Source organism: Ruegeria sp. BE1 (assembly GCF_056538885.1).
The window spans coordinates 205,183-228,247 of record NZ_JBQFTY010000003.1; the positions used below are offsets into that span (position 1 = coordinate 205,183).

21 protein-coding genes are annotated in these 23,065 nt (G+C 61.6%); 11 read left to right on the forward strand and 10 right to left on the reverse strand.

Features of this window, described 5'->3' with window-relative positions:
- Positions 1–53 precede the first annotated feature (53 nt).
- Positions 54–344, reverse strand: a complete 291-nt coding sequence (locus ACR0J5_RS11135) for an I78 family peptidase inhibitor (protein ID WP_480653292.1) — start codon at positions 342–344, stop codon at positions 54–56.
- Positions 345–474: 130 nt separating this feature from the next.
- On the opposite strand from ACR0J5_RS11135, the gene ACR0J5_RS11140 reads away from it, so the two are divergent.
- On the forward strand, positions 475–1,587 hold the full coding sequence (locus ACR0J5_RS11140) for an S-(hydroxymethyl)glutathione dehydrogenase/class III alcohol dehydrogenase (RefSeq protein WP_170564185.1): 1,113 nt from the start codon (positions 475–477) through the stop codon (positions 1,585–1,587).
- 52 nt (positions 1,588–1,639) lie between these two features.
- Here the strand turns inward: ACR0J5_RS11140 and ACR0J5_RS11145 are convergent, their stop codons facing one another.
- The 3 genes from ACR0J5_RS11145 to ACR0J5_RS11155 form a co-directional block, all read right to left on the reverse strand.
- On the reverse strand, positions 1,640–2,578 hold the full coding sequence (locus tag ACR0J5_RS11145) for a DMT family transporter (RefSeq protein ID WP_480653295.1): 939 nt from the start codon (positions 2,576–2,578) through the stop codon (positions 1,640–1,642).
- 135 nt (positions 2,579–2,713) lie between these two features.
- Positions 2,714–3,127 carry a group III truncated hemoglobin gene (locus tag ACR0J5_RS11150; protein WP_480653297.1) on the reverse strand — a complete coding sequence of 138 codons (414 nt, stop codon included), beginning with the start codon at positions 3,125–3,127 and terminating at the stop codon, positions 2,714–2,716.
- 48 nt (positions 3,128–3,175) lie between these two features.
- Positions 3,176–6,094, reverse strand: coding sequence for an error-prone DNA polymerase (locus ACR0J5_RS11155; protein ID WP_480653299.1), 2,919 nt, complete (start codon positions 6,092–6,094; stop codon positions 3,176–3,178).
- Between the two features lie 110 nt (positions 6,095–6,204).
- On the opposite strand from ACR0J5_RS11155, the gene ACR0J5_RS11160 reads away from it, so the two are divergent.
- A complete protein-coding gene (locus ACR0J5_RS11160) occupies positions 6,205–6,672 on the forward strand; it encodes a DUF1203 domain-containing protein (RefSeq protein ID WP_480653301.1) in 468 nt (155 codons plus the stop codon).
- On the opposite strand, the gene ACR0J5_RS11165 is transcribed toward ACR0J5_RS11160, so the two are convergent.
- Entirely contained in the window at positions 6,669–7,661 is a 993-nt protein-coding gene (locus tag ACR0J5_RS11165) for an ABC transporter ATP-binding protein (RefSeq protein ID WP_480653303.1), read from the reverse strand. The genes ACR0J5_RS11160 and ACR0J5_RS11165 overlap by 4 nt on opposite strands.
- 87 nt (positions 7,662–7,748) lie before the next feature.
- Here ACR0J5_RS11165 and ACR0J5_RS11170 point away from each other — a divergent pair, with 87 nt between their 5' ends.
- The 3 genes from ACR0J5_RS11170 to ACR0J5_RS11180 all read left to right on the forward strand — a co-directional run bounded on the left by ACR0J5_RS11170 (position 7,749) and on the right by ACR0J5_RS11180 (position 9,272).
- A complete protein-coding gene (locus ACR0J5_RS11170) occupies positions 7,749–7,919 on the forward strand; it encodes a zinc-finger domain-containing protein (RefSeq protein WP_480653305.1) in 171 nt (56 codons plus the stop codon).
- 95 nt (positions 7,920–8,014) lie between these two features.
- Positions 8,015–8,677, forward strand: a complete 663-nt coding sequence (locus ACR0J5_RS11175) for a YrbL family protein (RefSeq protein WP_480653307.1) — start codon at positions 8,015–8,017, stop codon at positions 8,675–8,677.
- A 124-nt stretch (positions 8,678–8,801) separates the two neighbouring features.
- Positions 8,802–9,272, forward strand: a complete 471-nt coding sequence (locus ACR0J5_RS11180; RefSeq protein ID WP_480653309.1) for a hypothetical protein — start codon at positions 8,802–8,804, stop codon at positions 9,270–9,272.
- 67 nt (positions 9,273–9,339) lie between these two features.
- On the opposite strand, the gene ACR0J5_RS11185 is transcribed toward ACR0J5_RS11180, so the two are convergent.
- On the reverse strand, positions 9,340–9,831 hold the full coding sequence (locus ACR0J5_RS11185) for a hypothetical protein (RefSeq protein WP_480653311.1): 492 nt from the start codon (positions 9,829–9,831) through the stop codon (positions 9,340–9,342).
- Between the two features lie 27 nt (positions 9,832–9,858).
- Between ACR0J5_RS11185 and polA the strand changes: the two genes are divergently transcribed.
- Positions 9,859–12,663, forward strand: a complete 2,805-nt coding sequence (gene polA / locus ACR0J5_RS11190; protein ID WP_480653313.1) for a DNA polymerase I — start codon at positions 9,859–9,861, stop codon at positions 12,661–12,663.
- A gap of 45 nt (positions 12,664–12,708) precedes the next feature.
- On the opposite strand, the gene ACR0J5_RS11195 is transcribed toward polA, so the two are convergent.
- Both ACR0J5_RS11195 and ACR0J5_RS11200 read right to left on the reverse strand, forming a co-directional pair.
- Positions 12,709–12,939: a DUF2798 domain-containing protein gene (locus ACR0J5_RS11195; protein WP_480653315.1), complete on the reverse strand. Its 231-nt coding sequence runs from the start codon at positions 12,937–12,939 to the stop codon at positions 12,709–12,711.
- A gap of 61 nt (positions 12,940–13,000) precedes the next feature.
- Positions 13,001–13,756, reverse strand: a complete 756-nt coding sequence (locus ACR0J5_RS11200) for a hydroxypyruvate isomerase family protein (protein ID WP_480653317.1) — start codon at positions 13,754–13,756, stop codon at positions 13,001–13,003.
- Between the two features lie 180 nt (positions 13,757–13,936).
- Here ACR0J5_RS11200 and ACR0J5_RS11205 point away from each other — a divergent pair, with 180 nt between their 5' ends.
- The gene (locus tag ACR0J5_RS11205) at positions 13,937–14,872 is read left to right on the forward strand and encodes a DMT family transporter (protein WP_480653319.1); all 936 of its coding nucleotides are present in this window, start codon (positions 13,937–13,939) and stop codon (positions 14,870–14,872) included.
- On the opposite strand, the gene ACR0J5_RS11210 is transcribed toward ACR0J5_RS11205, so the two are convergent.
- On the reverse strand, positions 14,869–15,447 hold the full coding sequence (locus ACR0J5_RS11210) for a DUF1285 domain-containing protein (protein WP_480653321.1): 579 nt from the start codon (positions 15,445–15,447) through the stop codon (positions 14,869–14,871). The two genes, ACR0J5_RS11205 and ACR0J5_RS11210, sit on opposite strands and share 4 nt — an antisense overlap.
- Before the next feature lie 64 nt (positions 15,448–15,511).
- Between ACR0J5_RS11210 and ACR0J5_RS11215 the strand changes: the two genes are divergently transcribed.
- From ACR0J5_RS11215 to ACR0J5_RS11230, 4 genes are read left to right on the forward strand one after another with little or no spacing between them, the layout of a single operon-like run.
- Entirely contained in the window at positions 15,512–16,519 is a 1,008-nt protein-coding gene (locus ACR0J5_RS11215; protein WP_480653323.1) for an AAA family ATPase, read from the forward strand.
- The gene (locus tag ACR0J5_RS11220; RefSeq protein WP_480653325.1) at positions 16,516–17,391 is read left to right on the forward strand and encodes a DUF58 domain-containing protein; all 876 of its coding nucleotides are present in this window, start codon (positions 16,516–16,518) and stop codon (positions 17,389–17,391) included. The genes ACR0J5_RS11215 and ACR0J5_RS11220 overlap by 4 nt, the downstream gene beginning before the upstream one ends.
- Complete coding sequence (locus tag ACR0J5_RS11225; RefSeq protein WP_480653327.1) at positions 17,388–20,150, forward strand: DUF4159 domain-containing protein; 2,763 nt, start codon at positions 17,388–17,390, stop codon at positions 20,148–20,150. Before ACR0J5_RS11220 ends, ACR0J5_RS11225 begins: the two co-directional genes overlap by 4 nt.
- Positions 20,147–22,189: a hypothetical protein gene (locus tag ACR0J5_RS11230; RefSeq protein WP_480653329.1), complete on the forward strand. Its 2,043-nt coding sequence runs from the start codon at positions 20,147–20,149 to the stop codon at positions 22,187–22,189. The genes ACR0J5_RS11225 and ACR0J5_RS11230 overlap by 4 nt, the downstream gene beginning before the upstream one ends.
- Here ACR0J5_RS11230 and ACR0J5_RS11235 read toward each other — a convergent pair whose 3' ends face one another.
- Positions 22,190–23,041, reverse strand: coding sequence for a 2-keto-4-pentenoate hydratase (locus ACR0J5_RS11235; RefSeq protein ID WP_480653331.1), 852 nt, complete (start codon positions 23,039–23,041; stop codon positions 22,190–22,192).
- Between the last annotated feature and the right edge of the window lie 24 nt (positions 23,042–23,065).

Here is a 23,065-nt window from a genome sequence, read left to right on the forward strand (position 1 = left end):
ATCAAAATGTTCCCATTTTGTTCTTACTTGAGAATCACCTGCCGAGTCCACGCCTACCCGCAGGTGAGCCGCTGAATGACCCCGGCCTCATCGACAAATACATTCAGTCGGTCGATGCGGTAATCCTGTGTGGCCAGATCATCCGGCCCAAGCACCCGCGACCGTTCGGGCAACGCGGATTGAATAGTTGAAACCGGCTGGCCGATGGAATTGGCAACGCCATCCCCTTCGCAAAAGACCAGATCGACGGGGGCGACCTCGGGGGCAAGGCGGGTCTCTTCCGGGGCGGGGGGTGTTTCGGCGCAGGCGGCCAGCAGGATCAGGGGTGGGATAAAACGGCGCATTGGCGCTCCTTTTTCCGGCAATGTCGTTTCTGTAATATCAAATCCTTAGCCGATCTGTCACCAAAGCGCAGTTGAAAACACCCTGCTTTTGGCGCAGGGTCGGGGCAAATAAGATTGGGAGACAAGCACCATGCGCACCCGTGCCGCCGTCGCCGTTCAGGCAGGCAAACCTTTGGAAGTGATGGAGGTGAACCTCGAAGGCCCCAAGGCGGGCGAGGTTCTGGTGGAAATCAAGGCCACCGGCATCTGCCACACCGATGAATTCACCCTGTCGGGTGCCGACCCCGAGGGGCTGTTCCCCGCGATTCTGGGCCATGAAGGCGCAGGTGTCGTGGTTGAGGTCGGCCCCGGCGTCACCAGCCTGAAGCCCGGCGATCACGTGATCCCGCTTTACACACCGGAATGCCGGGAATGCGAATACTGTCTGCACCCAAAGACCAACCTGTGTCAGGCAATTCGTGAAACGCAGGGCAAGGGCCTGATGCCCGACGGCACCTCGCGCTTTTCGACGCTGGATGGTGATCCGATCCTGCACTACATGGGCTGCTCGACCTTTGCGAACCACACGGTTCTGCCCGAAATCGCGCTGGCCAAGGTGCGCCCGGACGCGCCCTTCGACAAAATCTGCTATATCGGTTGTGGCGTGACCACCGGCATTGGCGCGGTGATCAACACCGCCAAGGTGGAAATCGGCAGCCGCGCCATTGTGTTCGGTCTGGGCGGTATCGGTCTGAACGTCATTCAGGGCCTGCGTCTTGCCGGGGCTGACCAGATTGTCGGCGTCGACTTGAACCCGGCCAAGGTCGAGATGGCGACCAAATTCGGCATGACCGATTTCGTGAACCCGGCTGAGGTCGAGGGCGATCTGGTCCCCTATCTGGTCAACCTGACCAAGGGCGGCGGCGATTACACCTTTGACGCAACCGGCAATGTGGGCGTGATGCGCGCCGCGCTGGAATCGGCGCATAAGGGCTGGGGTGAGTCGATCATCATCGGCGTGGCACCTGCGGGGGCCGAAATCTCGACCCGTCCGTTCCAGCTGGTCACCGGCCGCTCGTGGCGCGGGACGGCCTTTGGCGGTGCGCGGGGCCGGACCGATGTGCCCAAGATCGTCGACTGGTACATGGACGGTAAGATCGAGATCGACCCGATGATCACCCACACCATGGGTCTGGACGACATCAACCACGGGTTCGACCTGATGCATAAGGGCGAAAGCATCCGTTCGGTTGTGGTCTACTAAGGTTTTAAACCTGCGACTTTGAGGAACGGCGCGCGGATTGGCGCGCCGTTTTTCATTTCCCCGGCCGCGATGCGCCGGTGTCGGACCGGGGCGAGCGGACCCTCAGAACCGGGGTATTGACCGAGGATGTATTCGCCCGGGCCTCGCGCCAGACCACATAGACGCCCGAGGCGATGATTATGCTGGCCCCAACGGCGACCCAGCCATCGGGCCGCTCGTTGAAAAACACCATGCCGAACAGGGTGGCCCAGATGATCTGACTGTATTGGCTGGGGGCGACCACGCCTGCAGGCGCGGCGCGATAGGCCAAAATGATCAGGTGTTGCGCGATCACTGAGAATACGCCGACCAAAGCCATCATCGCCAGATGCAGCAGCGACGGCGGTTGGTAGACGGCAGGCTGCAGCAGGCTCATCACCAGAATGGCCAATAACATGGGATAGAGGATCAGCACGGCTGAGCGTTCCTCATTCCCGATTTTGCGGACCAAAACAGACCCTAACGCGCTGGAAAACGCGGCGGTCAGGGCGGCGAGGTGACCCAGGGTGATGTCTGTGGCCCCCGGGCGCAGGACGATCAGAACGCCGATCAGACCCACCCCTACGGCGGCCCAGCGCTGGGCGCGCACCACCTCTCCCAAGATTGGAATCGACAGGACGGTGACAAACAGGGGGAAGGCAAACAGCAGAGAATAGACCTCGGCCAGTGGCAGGGCCGAGAAGGCGTAGAAGGCGCAGACCATGGATGTAACCATCAGGGCCGAGCGCAGCAGCACCAGCCACGGGTGATGCGGCAGGAAGTTGCCTGTTGTCCGGTCGGTCAGGATCGTCACTGCCATTGGAACAAAGGAAAACAGCGTGGCGAAAAAGATGATCTGCATCACCGAGTATGTGCCGCCCAGCACTTTGATCAGCGCGTCATGGCTGGCAAAGACGGCAAAGCCCGCAAACGCATAGCCAAGACCCCGAAGGGTGGAGTTCTGAGTGCTCATGGATCGGCCTCGGGTGATGTGTCGGTGTAGGGGCGCAGCGCAAACGGGGCTGTCTTACCCTCAAGTAAACCCATTTGGCCGACCCGCATAGCCCCTATTTTACCGCTAACATCGCAAAGCCGCCATGACCCGTGATCATCGCAGCAATGGCGGCGCGTCCTTGGGCTGGCGCGCGGATTGCACACCTGCCTTCATGCCCACCCCGATCCGCCGGGCCAGCGCAACCCAGGGGGTGGCCGTTTCCGGGGGCAGGGTTTGGGTGGCGACCTCTTCGAACAGGTCCAGCCAGTGGGCGAACATCTCGGGCTTCACATCCGGCCGCTCGCTATGGACCCGCTGCGGATTGCCGTCATAGCTGCGCTCAAACAGGATGGCGTTGCGCCAGAAGGCGGCGATCTTGTCCTCATGCGCGGGCCAGTCGTGGACATGTTTGTTGAACACCGGTCCCAGCACTGTGTCCGTGCGCACGCGGGCATAAAAGGCGCGGACCTGCGCGTTGATCTGGTCCGGTGTCACGGGAAAGCGCGGCGGCAGGGTGGGGCGGGTCATATGCGGTCCGTTTTCGACTCTGTTTCTGGCGGATACCCGGTTCGGGCGTCATGCAACAGGTGTGGTTTTGTCGCGCGGCTCAGGCGTCAGTAGGTGCCGGATCAGGGCGACGGGATGCGCCTTCAGGCTAAGGCGGGTGGCCACGTAATCCTCGACCACCTGTTCGCCCAGTGTCATCTGCGGCAGATAGGCTGCGGGTTCATCCAGCGCCTCGCCCTCCAGATCCTGCGAGAACAGGGGCAGGGGCTTGGCGGTGGCGATCGCCTTGGCCTGCCACAGGGCTTCGCGCCGGGTCAGGTCGCAGGCGGCAAAGGCATCAGCCTCGGCCAGCCGCTCGATGACGGATGGCCCCAGCCCTGCGCGTCGCCAGACGTCATCGACCTGGGTGTAGCCATTGCCCCGCGCGGCGGTCAGCCAGCTGGCGTCTTCCTCGCTCAGGCCCTTGATCTGGCGGAACCCCAGCCGCAGCGCCAGCCCGCCGCGCCCGTCGGGTTCCATGACATTGTCCCAGAAACTGGCATTGATACAGACCGGGCGCACCTGCACCCCGTGTTCGCGCGCATCGCGCACGATCTGGGCAGGCGCATAGAACCCCATCGGCTGTGAATTCAGCAGCGCGCAGGCGAAAATCCCCGGATGGTGGCATTTGATCCAGGCTGAGGCATAGACCAGCAGGGCGAAACTAGCCGCATGGCTTTCGGGGAAGCCGTAAGAGCCAAAGCCTTCGATCTGCGAAAAGCAGCGCTCGGCAAAATCCTGTTCATAGCCGTTCCGTTCCATCCCGCGCAGGAACAGGGAACGGAATTCGCTGACATTGCCGTGCTTCTTGAAGGTGGCCAGTGACCGCCGCAGCCGGTCCGCCTGTTCGGGAGTGAACCCCGCGCCCACGATGGCGATCTGCATGGCTTGTTCCTGAAACAGCGGCACGCCCAGCGTTTTGCTCAGCACCTCGCCCAATGCGTCCGAGGGGAAGCTGACCTCCTCTTCTCCGTTCCGGCGACGGATATAGGGATGGACCATGTCACCCTGAATCGGGCCGGGGCGGATGATGGCGACCTCGATCACCAGATCATAGAAATTGCGCGGCTTCATCCGGGGCAGGAAGTTCATCTGTGCCCGTGATTCCACCTGAAACACGCCGATACTGTCGGCCTTGCAAAGCATGTCATAGACCACTGGGTCCTCAGGCGGCAGGGTGGCCAGCGTATAGTCGGTGCGGTGGTGCTGCTGGATCAGGTCGAACGCCTTGCGAATGCAGGTCAGCATCCCGAGGCTGAGGACATCGACCTTGAGGATACCAAGCGAGTCGATATCGTCCTTGTCCCAGCAGATGACCGTGCGGTTTTCCATCGCGGCGTTTTCGATGGGGACAAGTTCGTCCAGACGCCCCTCGGTGATAATGAAACCGCCCACATGTTGCGAGAGGTGACGGGGAAAGCCATCGATCTCATATACCAGTGATAGAGTCTGTTTCAGGCGGCGATCCTCGGGGTCAAGGCCGATTTCGCGCATCCGTTCGGCCTCAAGCCCCTTGGCCGAGAAGAACCCCCAGAGCTGCGAGGACAGGGCCGAGATCGTGTCTTCGGTCAGGCCCATGGCGCGCCCGACCTCGCGGATGGCGCGCTTGCCGCGATAGTGGATCACGGTGGCGCACAGCCCCGCGCGGTGGCGGCCATAGCGGTCGTAAATATGCTGGATTACCTCTTCGCGGCGTTCATGTTCGAAATCCACGTCAATATCGGGCGGCTCGTCCCGCGCCTCGGAGACGAAGCGTTCGAACACCATCGTGCCCAGCTCGGGGCTGACCTCGGTGATGCCGAGGCAGTAGCAGACGACGGAATTGGCCGCCGACCCGCGCCCCTGGCACAGAACATCGCGGGACCGGGCGAATTTGACGATATCCCGGACGGTCAGAAAGTAGGGTTCGTATTTGAGCTTGCCGATCAGGGTCAGCTCATGCGCCAGCATCTTTTTCGCCTTCTCCGAGGCCCCCGCCGGATAGCGCCAGTTCAGCCCCTCATGCGCCAGACGGTGCAGGCGTTGGGTCGGGGTTTCCTGATCGTTGCCTTCGCTGGGATATTCATAGCGCAACTCATCCAGTGAGAATTGCAGCTGTTCGCTGAGGACATGGGCGCGGGTGACGGCCCCTTCATGGTTTTTGAAGATGCGCCGCATTTCGGCCTCGGACCGCAGGCGTTGTTCACCATTGGCCAGCGCATCCCGGCCCAGATCATCCACCTTGCGGCGCAGGCGGATGGCGGTCAGGACATCACCCAGTTTGCGGCGGGTGCCGTGGTGCATCATCGGCGCAGCACTGGCGAGGGTCGGGATGCCGAGTTGCCGTGAATCAGTCTCTAATTCGTGAAAATATATACTATCGGCGCCATCGTACCGAGGGTGCATCAACAGATGCATCCGTCCCGCAAAGCGGCGCGTCAGCTGTTGCGCCTGTGTCCGCCATGCGCCCGCGCCGCCCTGCGACCGGGCCGCTTGTGGCCAGAGGAGCAGGTGGAGACCGTCGGAAAACTCCATCAGGTCCGACAGATGCAGGATGCAGTCGCCTTTCTCAGCCCGCAGGCTGCCCTTTGACAGGATGCGGCACAGGTTGCCCCAGCCCTGCCGGTTCAGGGGCAGGGCGGTGACGGTGGGCGCGTCGGTAAAAATCAGCCGCGCCGCCGGGATCAGGCGCGGCACCGCGTGGATCGGGTATGAGGGCGGTTTCGGGATGTGATCGGGGCAGGGCGGGCCGATGGATGTGTTCTGCGCCTCCCACTCCAGCCGTTCACGCACCTTGCGGGCGATCTCGCGCCCTTGAGTATGGGCGCGCACGATCCCGGCGACCGAGTTGTCATCGGCAATTGCGATAGCGGGCAGGCCCAGCGTCACGGCACGCTGCATGTATTCCTCGGGGTGCGAGGCCCCGGTGAGGAAGGTGAAATTCGACGTGATCGACAACTCGGCATACATGGCGAATCCTTATTATATTCACCTTTTGTTCTTTTTCGAGTCCTTTGCGCAGGAAACGGGTCGCCTGAGGTCATCGCGACGGGCAGGGTGATCAAAAAAGGAGAGACATCATGCAGAAAATATCCGCCCTTCCCACAGATCAGGTTCAGGCCTATCGCAACGGCGCACCGGACGGCTATGGCAACCCGCCCGAGCATGCGATTTCGAACGGTGAGGGGAACCCGTGTCGTCACTGCCTGACTTACATTCCGAAGGGAAAAGAGATGCTGGTTCTGGCGCACAGGCCCTTTCCCAGAACGCAGCCATTTGCCGAAACAGGACCCATATACCTTTGTGCAGAGCCTTGTCAGCGTTATGAGGGACCTGCCGATCTGCCCGAGGCACTGACCGCATCGCCCAACTATCTGATCAAGGGATACGGTACAGATGACCGGGTTGTTTACGGCACCGGGGTCATCACGCCACAGGCGCAGTTGCGCGCAGCGGCAGAGACCATATTCGCGCGTGATGACGTGGCTTACATCCATATCCGATCAGCGCTGAACAACTGTTACCATGCGCGGATCGACCGTGCCTAAAGCTTGACCCGGTGCATGCCGCGACGGGGTTGGTCCTGATCATCCATCGGCGCGTCGTCGACGCGTGAAGAGGTCAGGGCGAGGAAGACATCCTCAAGATCGGCCTCTTCGGTGCGGACGTCGCGGATGCGGATGTTCGCGGCGCGCACCGATTCCAGAACCTGCTCGGCGCTGGTGAGGGCGCTGCGATATTGCAGCACGACACTGCCATCGTCGCGCAGCGTGGCCTCGACCCCCTCGGATGTGGGCAGATCAGTGACCGGCGCGTCGGGGACGATCACCATGGTGCGGCTGTCCATGCGGTTCAGCAAATTGGCGGTGCTGTCCTGCGCGATCTTTTCGCCGTGGTTGATGATGGCGATCTCGTCGCACATTTCCTGTGCTTCTTCCAGGTAATGCGTGGTCAGGATGATGGTCATGCCCTGTTCGTTCAGCTTGCGCACATTGGCCCACAGCATCTGGCGCAGCTCGATATCCACCCCCGCAGTAGGTTCGTCCAGAACCAGAATCTTGGGATGATGCACCAGCGCCTTGGCCAGCAGCAACCGTCGCCGCATGCCGCCTGAAAGGGTGCGGGCATAGGCTTCGGCCTTGTCGGCAAGCCCGACCAGTTCCAGAATCGCGTCACTGCGGCGCTGCGCCTTGGGTACACCATACAGACCGGCCTGAACCTCCAGCGCGCCGCGCGGGGTGAAAAACGGGTCCAGGTTCAGCTCTTGCGGCATCACACCGATAGCGGCACGGGACTGGCGCGGATGCTGATCCTGATCGAATCCCCAGATCGACACATTGCCCGCGCTTTTGACCACCAGACCGGCAAGAATGTTGATCAGGGTTGATTTCCCGGCCCCGTTAGGGCCCAGAAGACCAAAGACCGACCCGCGTGGAACCGTCAGATCAATGCCTTTCAACGCATGTTTTTCGGGCTGGCTTTTGCCGCCACGATAGGTTTTGCGCAGTCCCTCGATCCTGATTGCCGCATCACTCATGTGGCTCTTGCCCCCGGTTTACTCATCGCTCATAAAAGCACCTAAACCATGCCCGCGAGGCCGACAACCAATGAAGGATCGCCAGCCGTGACCATCGAAGCGCCGGAAACCAGGATCGTCGAAACCACCCGTGTCGCCTGCGACGGCGGCGAGGGGGCCTTGGGTCATCCCCGGGTTTGGCTGCAGATCCCTGAAGATACCGGCTGGGTCGAATGCCCCTATTGCGATTGCAAATACGTTCTGGCCGACAAAGACTAAAAAAACCGACACAAATCTGTTACACATGCTTCTCCTGCCGGAAGAAAGAGTCTAAATCCGGCGGGCTGGTTTTGTGATTTCAGGATGTGCTTCAGGTGTTCTTTCCACTGCAGACATTGCACCTTTCAGATCAGGAGCTTGTGGCCAAAGGCGGCCACAGAAACGTCTATGCCTGCCCCGAGCAGCCTGAGTTGCTGGTCAAGGTGACACGGCCACGGACACGGCGGAACCGGTCTTTTGCGAAACGCGTGGTGCGGCGTATGCTGCCGGATTCGGCGTTTCGCAATGCGCTCAAGGAAATTGAGTGTGAGATGAAAGCGGCGCTGAAAAGCGGTCTGGATATCTCGAACATGCCGCTGGCGCGGTCCTTTGGCATCGTCCAGACGGATGTCGGGCCGGGTCTGGTGGTTGAGCGGATTTGTTCGGAAGACGGCGCGCTTGCGCATGATCTGTTGTCCATCTGCAAGCAGCATGCGCTGACCGATGCGGTACTGGATGAGCTGAACGTGTTCGTGCGCAAGCTGTTCGAATTTCAGATCGTGGGCCGGGATATTCATGCGCAGAACATTGTCCACGGCATGCGGGATCAGGTGCGCATGTTCTTTCTGATTGATGGCTATGGTGAACGGAACCTTGTGCCACTGCGTACGCTCAGCCGTCGATTGAATGATCGGTCTCTGAACAAGCAGATGCAGTTGATCGCAGAGCAGACCGGGCTGATCTGGGACAAAACCGACCGCGCCTTTCGTATGGCCTAGATCGCTAACGGTTTATGCCTTTTCGGGCACAGCCGCGCCCTGACTGTCCCAACGATCCCCCTTTGCCAAAATCTCGCCGCGATTGTCGTGATATGCAGGAGTGCGGCCAAGAGAGGGGAGTGCAATGACGGATGTTTCTGACACGGATACTGCCAGCCCGGTCTTTGGATGGATCGGGTTTTGCGTTGCGTCAGCTGCGATGTTTGCGGCGCTGTTTGTGTTTTGGGCCGGGCCGTTTGCGCCTCAGCAGTCCGCCGGGGTGTCGCTGGGTGAACTGGCGGCCGAGCTGGGTAAATCCACCTTGCGCTCCGCGGCTGGGTTGGACCAACCCGATCCCGTGGCGCGGACCCGCGACATGGATGATTTTCTGCGTATCGGTGTGGCCATGTTGGGCGGGCTGGCTATCGTTGTTTCGGTGATCGGTATCCTGCGCCACGAAAAGCGGCGCCCGGCCATTGCCGGTGTTGTTATCGGCCTGGGTGCGATCCTGTTTCAGTTCTTTGCTTTTGCTTTTTTCGCCCTGCTCGGCGTGATGGTGATCATGGCCCTGCTGAACAGTTTCTCGGACGTGTTCAGCGGGCTGTTCGGTGGATAGATGGTGACCTAAACAACCGTAGACGGAAGCCTCTAGAAAAGTATGTTCAGGTAGATGGCGGCGGTTATCAGCTGACGGGCTTTGCGATGTTCCGGCAGAGCGCTGCGGTGTCTATGTTCCCAAACTCATCCAGCAAAAACTGCTCCACGTTATGACCTGTCCAAACGCGCAATGGTTCTCCGTTGCTCATGAATCCCGTCCCGGACGCAGTGCCCGTTTCAGGGTGCTGATAGGTGAAAAAGGCCCTGCCGGTCAGGTCATTGTCACAGGTGATCTTGGCCTCGCCCAAACCGAAGGTGCCTTTTGCCGTCCATTCGCCATAGCATGCAAACTCGGCGCTGCTTTGACCCGCGAAGGTGCCCGAACTCCAGCCTATTGCGCGACCGGAAAAATAGATGCCGCCTTTGCCAAGGCAGGCCAGAATCGGCACGCAGTTGGACGCGTTTGTTTGATCCGAAACACAATCCTTCGGAAGCTTGGGGCCTGAATATGCCGGAGCGCCGACAAGAGTGATTGCGGTCAACAGCGGGATGGCGGATAAAATGCGCTTAACGAACATGATCAGCACTGTAAGGGGCGCGCCACCATGAGCAAGAGTGAATTTGGAAAAGGGTGTCACCTGCATCTGATCGACGGATCGGCCTTTATTTTCAGGGCTTATCACGCACTACCGCCGCTAACCCGCAAATCTGACGGGCTGCCGATCGGGGCCGTGTCGGGGTTCTGCAACATGCTGCAGAAATATGTCGAAGGAAACGCCGGACCCGATGCGCCGACCCATGTGGCGGTGATCTTTGACAAGGGCTCGCACACGTTCCGCAACGACCTCTATGACCTTTATAAAGCCAACCGCGAGGCGATGCCCGAGGATCTGCGCCCGCAGATGCCCCTGACCCGCGAGGCAACGCGCGCTTTCAATATCGCCTGCAAAGAGCTTGAGGGGTACGAGGCCGATGACATCATCGCCACGCTGGCCGTTCAGGCGCGCGCGGCAGGCGGGCGGGTGACCATCGTCAGCTCGGACAAGGACCTGATGCAGTTGGTGGGTGACGGCGTCGAAATGCTGGACGCGATGAAGAACAAGCGCATCGACCGCGACGGGGTGGTTGAGAAATTCGGGGTCGGCCCCGAACGTGTGGTCGATGTGCAGGCTCTGGCAGGTGACAGCGTCGATAACGTGCCGGGCGCGCCGGGGATTGGGGTCAAGACTGCGGCCCTGCTGATCAACGAATACGGCGATCTGGAGACCTTGCTTGACCGCGCCGAAGAGATCAAACAGCCCAAACGTCGCCAAACCCTGATCGAAAAGCGCGATCAGATCGAGCTGTCGAAAAAGCTGGTGCAGCTGGACGAAAATACTCCGCTGGATTTCACGCTGGATGATCTTGAGGTGAAAGACCCCGACGCCGAAACCCTGCTGGGCTTTCTGGCGGATATGGAGTTCCGCACCCTCACCAAGCGCATTGCCGACAAGCTGGGGACCGAGGCGCCGGTGATTGCCGACGCGCCCGCGCCGGTCGCTGAGGTGGAAGAGGCCGAGGCGCTGCCCTTTGATGCCACGAAATACGAATGTGTTCGTGACGCGGGGGCGCTGCAAAAATGGATCGATCAGGCCTATGAGCGGGGCTGGGTGGCTGTTGACACAGAGACCACGGGCCTGAACGAAATGATCGCTGATCTGGTTGGTATCTCGCTGTGCATTGAGGCCGGTGAAGCCTGTTACATTCCTCTGACCCACCGCGATGGTGCGGCGGATGATCTGTTTGGCTCGGACGCGCTGGCCGAGGGGCAGATGCCGCTGGATGAGGCTCTGACCCTGCTGAAACCGCTGCTTGAGGACGCGTCGATCCTGAAAATCGGGCAGAACATGAAATACGACGCCAAGATTTTCGCGCGCTATGGCGTGGATGTCGCCCCCATCGATGACACGATGCTGATGTCCTATGCGATGCATGGCGGTGAGCATGGGCATGGCATGGATACCCTGTCGGAACGTTATCTGAGCCACACGCCCATTCCGATTAAACCGCTGCTGGGTTCGGGCAAATCGGCGATCACTTTCGACAAGGTGCCGATTGATGAGGCCACCGCTTATGCCGCCGAGGATGCGGATATCACCCTCCGCCTGTGGAAGCTGTTCAAACCGCAACTGCATCAGGTGCAGGTAACGACGGTTTATGAAACGCTCGAACGTCCTCTGGTGCCGGTTCTCAAAGAAATGGAGATGCACGGCATCAAGGTTGACCGCGATGTCCTCAGCCGCATGTCCAACGCGTTTGCGCAGAAAATGGCCGGGTTAGAGGCTGAAGTTCACGAATTGGCTGGTGAGAACTTCAACGTCGGCTCGCCCGCGCAGCTGGGCGAGATTCTGTTCGACAAGATGGGTCTTGAGGGCGGCAAGAAGGGCAAGACCGGGAAATACTCGACCGGGGCCGACATTCTGGAAGACCTCGCCACAGAACATGAACTGCCCCGCCGGGTGCTGGACTGGCGGCAGCTGTCCAAGCTTAAATCGACCTACACGGATGCGCTTCAGACCCATATCAACCCGGACACGGGGCGGGTGCATACGTCTTATTCGATCACCGGGGCGAACACAGGGCGTCTGGCCTCGACCGATCCGAACCTGCAAAACATTCCGGTGCGCACCGAAGAAGGCCGCCGCATTCGCGAAGCGTTTATCGCCGAGCCGGGCAATGTGATGGTCAGCCTGGACTATAGCCAGATCGAGCTGCGCATTCTGGCCCATATCGCCGATATTCCGGCGCTGAAACAGGCATTCGCGGATGGTCTGGACATTCACGCCATGACCGCGTCCGAGATGTTCGATGTGCCGCTGGACGAGATGACGCCCGAGATCAGGCGTCAGGCCAAGGCGATCAACTTTGGTGTGATCTACGGGATTTCCGGTTTTGGTCTGGCGCGGAACCTGCGCATTCCCCGCGCCGAGGCGCAGAGTTTCATTGACCGGTATTTTGAGCGGTTCCCGGGTATCAGAGCCTATATGGACGACACCATCGCTTTTGCGAAAGAGAACGGATATGTCCAGACGCTGTTCGGCCGCAAAATCCATACGCCCGAGATCAACGCCAAAGGGCCGCATGCAGGATTCTCGCGTCGGGCGGCGATTAACGCTCCGATTCAGGGGACGGCTGCGGATGTGATCCGGCGCGCGATGGTGCGGATGCCGGATGCGATCGACGGGCTACCTGCAAAGATGCTGTTGCAGGTGCATGACGAATTGCTGTTCGAAGTGGCCGAAGACGCAGTAGATCAGGTGATCGGCGTGGCGCGGGACGTGATGGAAGGGGCCTCGGACCCTGCGGTCAAGCTGGACGTCAAGTTGAGCGTGGATGCAGGCCAGGGGGCCAACTGGGCCGAGGCGCATTGAGGCAGGCGCTGCTCATCAGGCCCGGCGGGCCCTCTTCGCAGCGGGTCAGTCCGTGGGACTGACCAGGCGGTTGACCACACGTTGTACCGTGGGGCCCAGCAGCAGGATCACGGTGAAGGCGATGGGCCAGCAAAACCCCCAGGACGCCATCCAGTCACCCAGCGTGGTGGGCCCAAACCCGATGGCCTTGACCGTCGCGATACCGGTCACGATGCAGGACATCAGGCCGGACATGATCAGGCTGAAAATGGCGCGGGCGTAACGGGCAGGGATCATATCGGGCATCCTGATTGTCGCGATGCGTTCACCTGCCTGATTTTGCCCAAAAAGACCAGAGCTAGCCCCGCATCCACCCCAGGCTGTCGGTCGTGCGGGGCGTCGATGGGGTATACTCGGCACTGACCCAGTTGATATAGCCCGCAGCCTCCATCGCGGAGAACAGGTGCTTGAAATCGGTGACCCCCCGACCGGGTTCCGAGCGATCCGGGGCGGCGCCGATCTGGGCATGCACCACCCGCGTATGAAAGCGTTCCCAAACGGTATGGGCGTCGCCGTGGATCATATGGGCGTGGAAGCTGTCATATTGCAGACCGACATTGGGGCGGTTCACATGGTCCAGCACCTCGGCTGCCAGATCGTAATCATTCAGGAAATAGTCGGGCTGGGACACCGGGTTGAGAGGCTCGATTGTGAACTGTTGGTCCGGGGCATAATCCGCGGCCCATTGCAGGTTCCGCACAAATGTATCCCGCGCCTCGGGGCCTGAGGCATAGCCTGACATGATGTGGATTAGCGCAGGTTTCAGCACACCAGCATAGCGCATCACACGGCGGATGTCGGATTGAAACCGTGCCTCACCCCCCGGAACGGCGGCATACCCAGGCTCACCCCCGGTATAGTTGGGTGGCGGGGCGTTGATCAGCACCAATTCAAGCCCGTTGGCCAGCAATGCGCGGCGGGTTTCCTTGGCGGCCAGATCATAGGGGAACAGAATCTCAACAGCTTTGAAGCCCGCTTCGGCGGCGGCCTGAAACCGTTCAAGGTAGGGAAGCTCGGTAAAGAGCAGCGAGATATTGGCGGCGAATTTGGGCATGCGGGGTCTCGGGGCGATTTCATGCTGACCTTAGCGGCAGGCTGACTTGGGTGAAAGAGGACCAAAAACGACAGATTGTCGAAAATCGACCAGAATGGTCGTTTCAAATCAACGACCCTCAGAGCCAACGCGGCGAATCAATTCCGATCCCCGTTCAACAGAAGGTTTGGCCCCATGGCGATGAGCCCTGACCCCGCGCGCGGGAACACCCTTTCTGTGTCTGCCGGACGCAGCCCGGTTTTGACTGGCAACGGGCTGGCGGTCGCCTCGATGCTGACCTGGGCGGCGGGGTTTCCGGCGGCTGAGGTGCTGTTGCAAAGCTGGCCGCCGGTTGCGCTGTTTGTGGCGCGGCTAGGGCTTGCGGTGGCGGTCATGGTGCCGATCTGGATCCTGATCGACGGGCCCAGCCGGGTTCTGGGGGCGCGGTGGGGCCATGCGCTGATGGTCGGCGGGGTTCTGGGTGTGGCCATGTTCCTGATCATTCTGGCGCAAAAGTTCACGGACCCAGTGACTGTGGCGATCATCGCCTCATGCGCGCCGCTGTTTGCAACTGTGATCGAGCTGGCGACGGGGGCGCGACGTCTGCGGTGGAATTTTGCGCTGGGCGTCATGGTGTCAATCATCGGGGGGCTGATTGCGACCAGCGCGCTGGCTCCGGCGCAATTGGGGCTGGGGGCCCTGTGTGCAATCGTGTCGACCGCCTTGTTCTGCTGGGCCAGCATGGCAACCGCGCGCGATTTTCCCGAGCTCAGCCAGACCGGGCGCAGTACGATTACCTTTGCGGGCGGGCTGGTCGTGGCCTTGATGCTGTTCTTTGGTGCCAGGCAGATGGGCATGCAGGTCATGCCGACCATCGCGTTTGATGTGCAGCAGGCCGGAATGCTGATGATCTATGCGCTGATCTCAATGGGGTTGAGCCAGGTGTTCTTCATCGCCTCGATTGGCAAGATCGGGGTGGCCCTGACCTCATTCCACATCAATATTGCGCCATTTTACGTGATGCTGATCATGCTGGCGATGGGGGATGAGTGGAATTGGACCCGCGCGCTGGGCGCGGGGATTGTTGCTGTGGCCGTTGTGCTGGCGCAGGATCGCCGCGTGGCGCGCCCGGCCTAATCGGGCAGGGCGTCAGACTGGATCAGCGGGAAAAACTGTCCCCCGGACCACACGCCGAACCAGCCATCGCGGTGGGTGGCAATGTCGACAAGGCGATAGAAACTCTTGCGGTCGATCCGCGCCTCAAGGTTTGTGCGAACCAATACATAGGGTGACGGCTCATCTGTTTCGGGATCGATGACAATTCGGATCGGATGGTCCGGCCCGGCCAGCGCGGTGTCGCCAACATGTGTTGTAAAGATCAGGTTCTGCGCCTCGCCCGTGCCCTCTGCGTCGAAATCGACGGCCACAAACGGCGCATCGTCGACAGTGATTCCCACCTTTTCGACCGGGGTCACCAGATAGTATTTCCCGCCTTCTTTCTTAAGAATTGAGGAAAAAAGCTTCACAAGCTCGAACCTGTTGATGGGCGACCCTAAATAACTCCAGGTGCCATCTTTGGCGATGCGGATGTCCAAATCGCCGCAAAACGGAGGATTCCACAGGTGAACAGGGGGCAAACCCTTGGTTTTGGCCGCTTTGACTGATGCAGCCAGGCCATCAGGGGAAGGTGTCACAGCTTTTTGTCCGCTCATTGCTTTTGCCATTTCCTCTCAGCGCGATACACTCAACTTATAATAGTCCACGGAAGGGAAAGTCATGACCGAACCTGCCGACCTCGTGTCCGAGATCGAAGCGCTGGAAACCAAACTACAAGAGGCCAAGGCCTCGATCACCCGCCGCTTTATCGGACAGGAACGGGTCGTGGACCTGACGCTGACCGCGTTGCTGTGTGGCGGGCATGCGCTTCTGATCGGCTTGCCCGGTCTGGGCAAGACGCGGCTGGTCGAGACGTTGTCGACCGTGATGGGCCTGCATGGCAACCGTATCCAGTTCACGCCCGACCTGATGCCCGCCGATATTCTGGGGTCCGAGGTTCTGGACACGGCCGAGGATGGCTCCCGCCATTTCCGGTTCATTCAGGGTCCGATCTTTTGCCAACTGTTGATGGCGGATGAGATCAACCGCGCCAGCCCGCGCACCCAGTCGGCGTTGTTGCAGGCGATGCAGGAACGCACGGTGACTGTGGCGGGTGAGGATCGGTCGCTGGGTGACCCCTTCCACGTGCTGGCCACGCAGAACCCCATCGAACAGGAGGGCACCTATCCCTTGCCCGAGGCGCAGCTTGACCGGTTCCTGGTGCAGATCGACGTGGAATACCCGGACCGCCAGACCGAGCGTGATATTCTGCTGGCGACCACAGGCGTCGAAGAAGAAGAGGCGCATGAGATTTTCACCAAACAAGAGCTGCTGGCCGCGCAGGTTCTGCTGCGCCGGATGCCGGTGGGGGAGTCCGTGGTTGAACTGATCCTCGATCTGGTCCGCGCCTTCCGCCCCGAAGAGGCCGGCGTGTCCGAGCGCGTTGCTGAGACCGTTGCATGGGGCCCCGGTCCCCGTGCGGCGCAGGCGCTGATGATGACGGTGCGCGCGCGCGCGATGCTGCAGGGGCGGCTGGCGCCCAATGCCGAGGATGTGCTGGACATGGCACGCCCCGTTCTCAGCCACCGGATGGCGCTGAACTTTGCGGCACGGGCGCGGGGTGACAGCCTTGCCGATCTGATCGAAAGCACCGCCGCAGGTCTGGCCCGCACCGAGGCTGCGGCGTGAATGCCGCGCTGACCCTTCGCGAAAGGTCCGAGGCCGAGGCGTCCCGGTTCCCGCCCCTTTTGGCACGGGCCGAACATCTGGCCGGAACCGTCCTGCTGGGCGATCACGGGCGCAGACGATCCGGTCTGGGCGATGATTTCTGGCAATACCGCCCGGCGCAGATCGGTGACAGCCGTCGTATGATCGACCATCGGCGGTCGGCCCGTGGGGATCAGCAATTTGTGCGCGAACGCGAATGGCAGATCGCGCAATCGGTGATGATGTGGATTGATCAGGGGGCATCCATGCGGTTTGCCTCTGACAAGACGCTGCCCCCGAAAGCCGACCGGTCGCGTCTGTTGGCGCTTGCTATCGCCATTCTGCTGGTGCGGGGCGGCGAGCGTGTTGGTCTAACCGGAACCACCTTGCCGCCCCGGCGGGGCAATGCGCAGATCGTGCGGCTGGCGCAGGCCTGGTCCGAGGATTCCGAGACCGACTACGCCCCGCCCGAACACCGCGCGATGATCCCCCATGCGCGGGCTGTGTTCATATCCGACTTCCTTGGGTCGCTGGACGAGGTTGAGCTGGCCCTGACCAAAGCCGCAGATCGCGGAGTCCGGGGTGTGCTGCTGCAGGTGCTCGACCCCAAGGAAGAGACATTTCCCTACCGTGGTCGCACCATTTTCGAAAGCGTCGGTGGGTCTGTGCGGCATGAAACGCTCAAGGCTGGAGAATTGCGGGATCGCTATCTTGAGCGGCTTGCCAAGCGCAAGGATGCGCTGACCCGGTTGTGTCGCGCCACAGGCTGGCAATTGGGCCTGCACCATACCGGTGACAGTGCACAGGCGGCTCTTTTGTGGCTCTATCGCGCGCTGGATGGGGGAACGCGATGACGGTTTTGGCGGGCATCGGCTTTACTGCACCATGGGTGCTGCTGGGTCTGCTGACCCTGCCGATCTTGTGGCTGATCCTGCGCGCCGTGCCACCTGCGCCGATCCGACGTTTGTTCCCTGCCGTGACGCTGTTGTTGGGTCTGAAGGATGAAGAGAGTGTCTCGGATCGGACCCCGTGGTGGCTGTTACTGCTGCGAATGCTGGCCGCGGCGGCGATTATCATTGGGTTGGCCGGACCGGTCCTGAACCCGTCCCGCGATCAGACCGGAACGGGCCCTTTGCTGCTGCTGCTTGATGCCAGCTGGGCCGGGGCCACGCGCTGGTCCTCAACCCTCGATCAGATCGATGCGCAATTGTCCGAAGCCGGGCGCGCAGGCCGCACCGTGGCCATCCTGAGCCTGACGGAGCCTGAACAGCCGGTATTCCAAGCCGCAGAAGCGTGGCGCGGACGTTTGCCCGGTTTGACCCCGACACCATGGCAACCCACCGAATTGCAGATCGATCAGGCAGTGGCCGCTATCGGCCAGTTGGACGGTGGCTTTGACACCCATTGGTTCAGCGACCGTTTGGCCTTTGAAGGGCAAGACCGCGTTCTGGCAGCACTCCAAGCGCGCGGGGCAGTCACTGTCTATCAGGCCGCAACACCGGTTCTGGGCCTGCTGCCCGCCGCTTATCAGGATGGCGTGATCCAACTGACCGCTCAGCGGGCCGAGGCCGGACCTGCCGACAGCATGACCGTTTTGGCGCAAGGCCGCGACCCCGCCGGAGTGATGCGGGTTTTGCAATCGGTCGAGTTGGAGTTTCCTAGTGGTGAGACACTGGCGCAGGTAGACCTGGCGCTGCCATCTGAGTTGCGCGCGCGGATCACAAGGTTTGAGATTCAGGGCCAGCGCTCTGCCGGCGCCTTGACCCTGACCGATGACAGCCTGCGCCGGCGTGAGGTGGCGCTGATTGCGGGCACGCTGAATCGCGAAGGGCTGGAGCTGCTCTCGCCCCTGCATTACCTGACGCAGGTTCTCAGCCCGACGGCGGATTTTGTTGAGGGCGGCTTGCTGGAAGTTCTGCCCGCCAATCCCGACGTGATCGTTTTGGCCGATGTGGCAAAGCTGTCAGATGGTGAGCAATCGGCATTGACAGAATGGGTTGAGCAGGGCGGTTTGCTGCTGCGTTTTGCCGGGCCGCGTATGGCGGCCAGTGATCTGGGCCGGGATGCCGAAGACACGCTGTTGCCGGTGCGCTTGCGCAGCGGCGGCCGTTCGGTCGGCGGTGCCATGAGCTGGGGTGAGGCCAAGGGACTGGCTCCGTTCCCCGAAGGCTCTCCCTTTTTCGGATTGCAGGTTCCGGGGGATGTAACGGTGACCACGCAGGTCATGGCGCAACCAGACCCTAACTTGGCGGATCGGGTGATTGCGTCGCTCTCGGATGGCACGCCGCTGGTGACGCGCAAACCGCTGGGCTTGGGGCAGGTCGTTCTGTTTCATGTGACCGCAGATGCGGAATGGTCCAGCCTGCCCCTGTCGGGCCTGTTCGTTGAGATGCTGGATCGGCTTGCCGTGGCCTCAGCCGCCAAGACCCGTCAGCAGGATCAGTTGCAGGGCACCACGTGGGAGCCTGTTCAGGTCATGGATGGCTTTGGCACCCTGTCCGATGCGGGCAACCTGGCCGGAGTGGACGGGGCAGAGTTGCTTGGTGGCGCGATTGGCCCTGATCTGCAACCGGGGCTTTATGAAAGCGGCAAGCAGAAACTGGCGTTGAACGTGCTGTCCGACGATACCGTCCTCAGCCCCGTTAGCTGGCCCTCGGATGTACCGATCAAGGGGCAGGAGGTCAGTACGGAAACCCCGATCGGGGGGCTGCTTCTCAGCCTCGCGCTGGTGTTGCTGACCGTCGATGTGCTGGCCTCGCTGGCCCTGTCCGGGCGCTTGGGTCTGGCCAAGGCGGCAGCCGTTGCGCTGGGCGCGATGCTGGTTGCGCCGCAGGGTCAGGCGCAAACGCCCGAGGATACGCAGTTTGCCCTGACGGCCACGCAGGAACTGGTGCTGGCCCATGTGCTGACAGGCAATGCACAGGTCGACGACGTGGCCCATGCGGGCATGCGGGGGTTGGCGCAGACGCTGTTCTATCGCACCTCGGTCGAACCTGTGGACCCGATGGGCGTCGATCTGGAACGGGATGAGCTGGCATTCTTTCCGCTGCTCTACTGGCCCGTCACGCCGGATCAGCCGCAGCCCTCGGCCGAGGCCTATGCCAAGCTGAACGCCTATCTGCGTTCGGGCGGGATGATCCTGTTTGATACGCGCGACGCGGATGTGGCGCGGTTCGGGGCCTCCAGCCCCAATGGTCGCAAGCTGCAACAGCTGGCCGCCCCTCTGAATATCCCCGCGTTAGAGCCTGTTCCACGTGATCACGTGCTGACCCGTGCGTTCTACCTGTTGCAGGATTTCCCGGGCCGCTATTCCGGGACCGAGGTCTGGGTTGAGGCCGCGCCGCTGGATGCCGAACAGATTGAGGGGATGCCCTTCCGCAACCTCAATGACAACGTGACGCCGGTGGTCATCGGTGGCAATGACTGGGCCTCGGCCTGGGCCGTGGACCGCAACGGTCAGGCGCTGTTGCCGGTGGGTCGGGGCTATGCGGGCGAGCGTCAGCGTGAGCTTGCGAACCGCTTTGGCGTGAATTTGGTGATGCATGTGCTGACCGGGAACTACAAATCCGATCAGGTGCATGTGCCTGCTTTGCTGGACAGGTTGGGACAATGACCGGAACCGTCATATTCGATCCGTTGGTGCCATGGCCCGTTCTGGCGATTGTCGCAGCGATTGCAGGCACAGGTGTGATACTGGCCCTGTGGCGCGGATTGTCGGGCTGGGCGCTGCGCGGGTTGGCGGCGCTGGTGGTGGTCGCGGCGCTGAGTGGACCTGTGTATCAGGTCGAAGATCGCGCGCCCCTGACCGATATCGTTCTGATGATCGAGGATCAAAGCGCCAGCCAGAGCCTGTCGGACCGGGCCGAACAGACAGCGCAGGCCGCCGACAGCCTGGCTGCCGAAATTGAAAGCCGGGACAACACCGAACTGCGCCGGATCGCGGTCGGGGACGGCGATGGCGATGCGGGCACGCAGGTCATGGCGGCCCTGAATGCCGCGCTGGCCGAGGAACCGCGCGCCCGGATTGCGGGTATTCTGGTGGTTTCGGACGGGATCGTTCACGATGTGGATCAGGCCCCGGACCTGCCCGCCCCGCTGCATTTGCTGCAGACCGGTCGGGCCGGTGACTGGGATCGCCGCCTGATTGTCCGCAACGCCCCTGCCTTTGCCATCATTGATGAGCCGGTGACCCTGACCTTGCGGGTCGAAGACAGCGGTGCCGCCCCGGCCGGTGCTTTGACCGCGCCGCTTGAGGTCTCGGTTGACGGGGCCGAGCCCGAGCAGTTCACCATTCCTATTGGTGTCGATGTGGAATTGCCGATTGCCTTGCCCCATGGCGGGCGCAATGTGCTGCAATTCACCGTGCCGCGCGCCGAAGGGGAACTGACCGATCGCAACAACACGGCGCTGATCCAGATGAACGGCGTGCGCGACCGGCTGCGGGTGCTGCTGGTTTCGGGTGAGCCGCATCCGGGTGGGCGCACATGGCGCAACCTGCTGAAATCCGACAGCTCGGTCGATCTGGTGCATTTCACCATCCTGCGCCCGCCGGAAAAACAGGACGGCGTGCCGGTGGATGAACTTTCGCTGATCGCCTTTCCAACGCGCGAGCTGTTTCTGGAAAAGATCAACGATTTCGATCTGATCATCTTTGACCGCTACAAGCGCCGGGGCATCCTGCCTGCGATTTATCTGGATAACGTCACCCAGTATATCAACGATGGCGGCGCGGTTCTGGTCGCGGCAGGCCCGGATTTTGCCAGTGCCGACAGTATCTTCCGCTCACCACTGGCCCCGATCCTGCCAGCCCATCCCACGGCGCGGGTGATTGAGGAACGCTTTGTGCCAATGGTGACCGATCTGGGGCACCGCCACCCTGTGACCACCGAACTGGGCGATTCCGAGGATTGGGGGGCCTGGCTGCGCCAGATCGATGTCAGCCAGCGTTCGGGCGAGATGTTGATGACCGGCGTTGATGACCGTCCGCTGCTGGTGCTGGACCGCGTGGGCGAAGGGCGCGTGGCGCTGCTGGCGTCGGACCATGCGTGGCTGTGGAGTCGCGGCTTTGAAGGCGGCGGCCCGCAGCTGGAACTGCTGCGCCGTCTGGCCCATTGGATGATGAAAGAGCCCGAGCTTGAGGAAGAGGCCATGTGGGCCGAAGCCAACGGTCAGGTCATGCGTATCATCCGCCAAACGCTGGGGGATGAGATCGGTCCCGTCACCATCACCCGTCCCAACGGTAAAACGCTTGAGATCACGCTGGACGAGGTCTCTCCGGGCCGGTTCGAGGCACAGTATTTCGGCCCCGAGATTGGGTTGTACCGCCTGCAAGAGGGCGATCAGTCTGCCGTGATCGGCCTTGGCCCTGCCGCGCCGAAGGAATTTGAGCGCACAATCGCAACCGATGAGGTTCTTGCGCCCCTGCTGGCCGAAATGCGGGGCGGCGCGCTGGCGGTTGAAGATGGCCTGCCCGCGATCCGCGAGGTGCGCGCCGGGCGTCCCGCTGCCGGGCGCGGCTGGATTGGCCTGACCCCGCGCAACGCTTATGAAACGCGCGATGTCACGCAGGCCGGGCTGTTGCCGCCATGGCTGGTTCTGCTGCTGGCAGGTGGTTTCCTGCTGGGCGGGTGGCTGCGCGAGGGGCGGCGCTGATTACTCGAACACCACGCTGACGCTAGGATTACCCGGCAACCCGGCATAGGTGACCGACGCGCCCCTTTTGCCTTTCGCGGGGGGAACAAGCGGCCCGAATGACCCGACCGAGATCAGGTCTCCGGGCTGGAACGAGATGCCTTTTGACATCAGCCATAGCGCCGCATTGGCCGGATGCCCCAGAACCGCAATGCCCGGGACCTGTGCCAGAATCTCACCATCCGCTGCGAGGAGCGTAACGGTCATATCGGCCAGCGCCTGCGTCATTGACGCTGGGTCTGACACCGGAATCTTTGCACCCAACACGCCCAGTTTTGGCGCAACCCCGATGGCGGTCAGGGTTTCCGGCGTGATCGGTTCACCTTCGGCCAGGGTCAGATCGGGCAACTCGACAAAGGGATGAACGGCCGAGATATGCTCCATGATCTCAACCGGGGTTGTGGCCTGATTGATGTCTGCATCGCCAACGACCAAAATCAAATCGGCCTCAAACACCGGACGGGCGCCCCATTGCGCCGGAACCCTTGCGCCATCGCTTAGCATCATGTCGCGGAACAGCACGCCCTGAACCGGCTCGGACGCGCCGAACCGTTCTTGCGCAGGCGGGCTGGTCAAACCGGCCTTATAGCCAATGACTGGACCCAAATGCGGCTCTAACGCGGCGACAATCCGCGCCTGAGTGCACAGCGCATCCTCCATCGTGCCCGTGGCGGACAGGGCTACGGTCGGGGTGTTGCTCAGGTAGTCTTTTACATACTGCGCGACCTGTTCGTCGGTGGCGCAGTCGGCCCGCGCGACCGAGGTGGATAAGGCGAACACGCAAGCCGCGCAGATAAGTTGGATGGGACGCATGGCAAACCTTTCATTGCCAAAACT

Excerpts from the sequence above, each read along its gene's own strand:
- ACR0J5_RS11185 (WP_480653311.1), bottom strand. The coding sequence starts at position 9,831 with ATGTTCGTTAAGCGCATTTTATCCGCCATCCCGCTGTTGACCGCAATC.
- ACR0J5_RS11135 (WP_480653292.1), bottom strand. The coding sequence starts at position 344 with ATGCGCCGTTTTATCCCACCCCTGATCCTGCTGGCCGCCTGCGCCGAA.
- ACR0J5_RS11145 (WP_480653295.1), bottom strand. The coding sequence starts at position 2,578 with ATGAGCACTCAGAACTCCACCCTTCGGGGTCTTGGCTATGCGTTTGCG.
- ACR0J5_RS11200 (WP_480653317.1), bottom strand. The coding sequence starts at position 13,756 with ATGCCCAAATTCGCCGCCAATATCTCGCTGCTCTTTACCGAGCTTCCC.
- ACR0J5_RS11215 (WP_480653323.1), top strand. The coding sequence starts at position 15,512 with ATGACCGAACCTGCCGACCTCGTGTCCGAGATCGAAGCGCTGGAAACC.
- ACR0J5_RS11160 (WP_480653301.1), top strand. The coding sequence starts at position 6,205 with ATGCAGAAAATATCCGCCCTTCCCACAGATCAGGTTCAGGCCTATCGC.
- ACR0J5_RS11180 (WP_480653309.1), top strand. The coding sequence starts at position 8,802 with ATGACGGATGTTTCTGACACGGATACTGCCAGCCCGGTCTTTGGATGG.
- ACR0J5_RS11235 (WP_480653331.1), bottom strand. The coding sequence starts at position 23,041 with ATGCGTCCCATCCAACTTATCTGCGCGGCTTGCGTGTTCGCCTTATCC.
- ACR0J5_RS11230 (WP_480653329.1), top strand. The coding sequence starts at position 20,147 with ATGACCGGAACCGTCATATTCGATCCGTTGGTGCCATGGCCCGTTCTG.
- ACR0J5_RS11205 (WP_480653319.1), top strand. The coding sequence starts at position 13,937 with ATGAGCCCTGACCCCGCGCGCGGGAACACCCTTTCTGTGTCTGCCGGA.
- ACR0J5_RS11150 (WP_480653297.1), bottom strand. The coding sequence starts at position 3,127 with ATGACCCGCCCCACCCTGCCGCCGCGCTTTCCCGTGACACCGGACCAG.
- ACR0J5_RS11140 (WP_170564185.1), top strand. The coding sequence starts at position 475 with ATGCGCACCCGTGCCGCCGTCGCCGTTCAGGCAGGCAAACCTTTGGAA.
- ACR0J5_RS11210 (WP_480653321.1), bottom strand. The coding sequence starts at position 15,447 with ATGAGCGGACAAAAAGCTGTGACACCTTCCCCTGATGGCCTGGCTGCA.
- ACR0J5_RS11165 (WP_480653303.1), bottom strand. The coding sequence starts at position 7,661 with ATGAGTGATGCGGCAATCAGGATCGAGGGACTGCGCAAAACCTATCGT.
- ACR0J5_RS11225 (WP_480653327.1), top strand. The coding sequence starts at position 17,388 with ATGACGGTTTTGGCGGGCATCGGCTTTACTGCACCATGGGTGCTGCTG.
- polA (WP_480653313.1), top strand. The coding sequence starts at position 9,859 with ATGAGCAAGAGTGAATTTGGAAAAGGGTGTCACCTGCATCTGATCGAC.
- ACR0J5_RS11155 (WP_480653299.1), bottom strand. The coding sequence starts at position 6,094 with ATGTATGCCGAGTTGTCGATCACGTCGAATTTCACCTTCCTCACCGGG.
- ACR0J5_RS11195 (WP_480653315.1), bottom strand. The coding sequence starts at position 12,939 with ATGATCCCTGCCCGTTACGCCCGCGCCATTTTCAGCCTGATCATGTCC.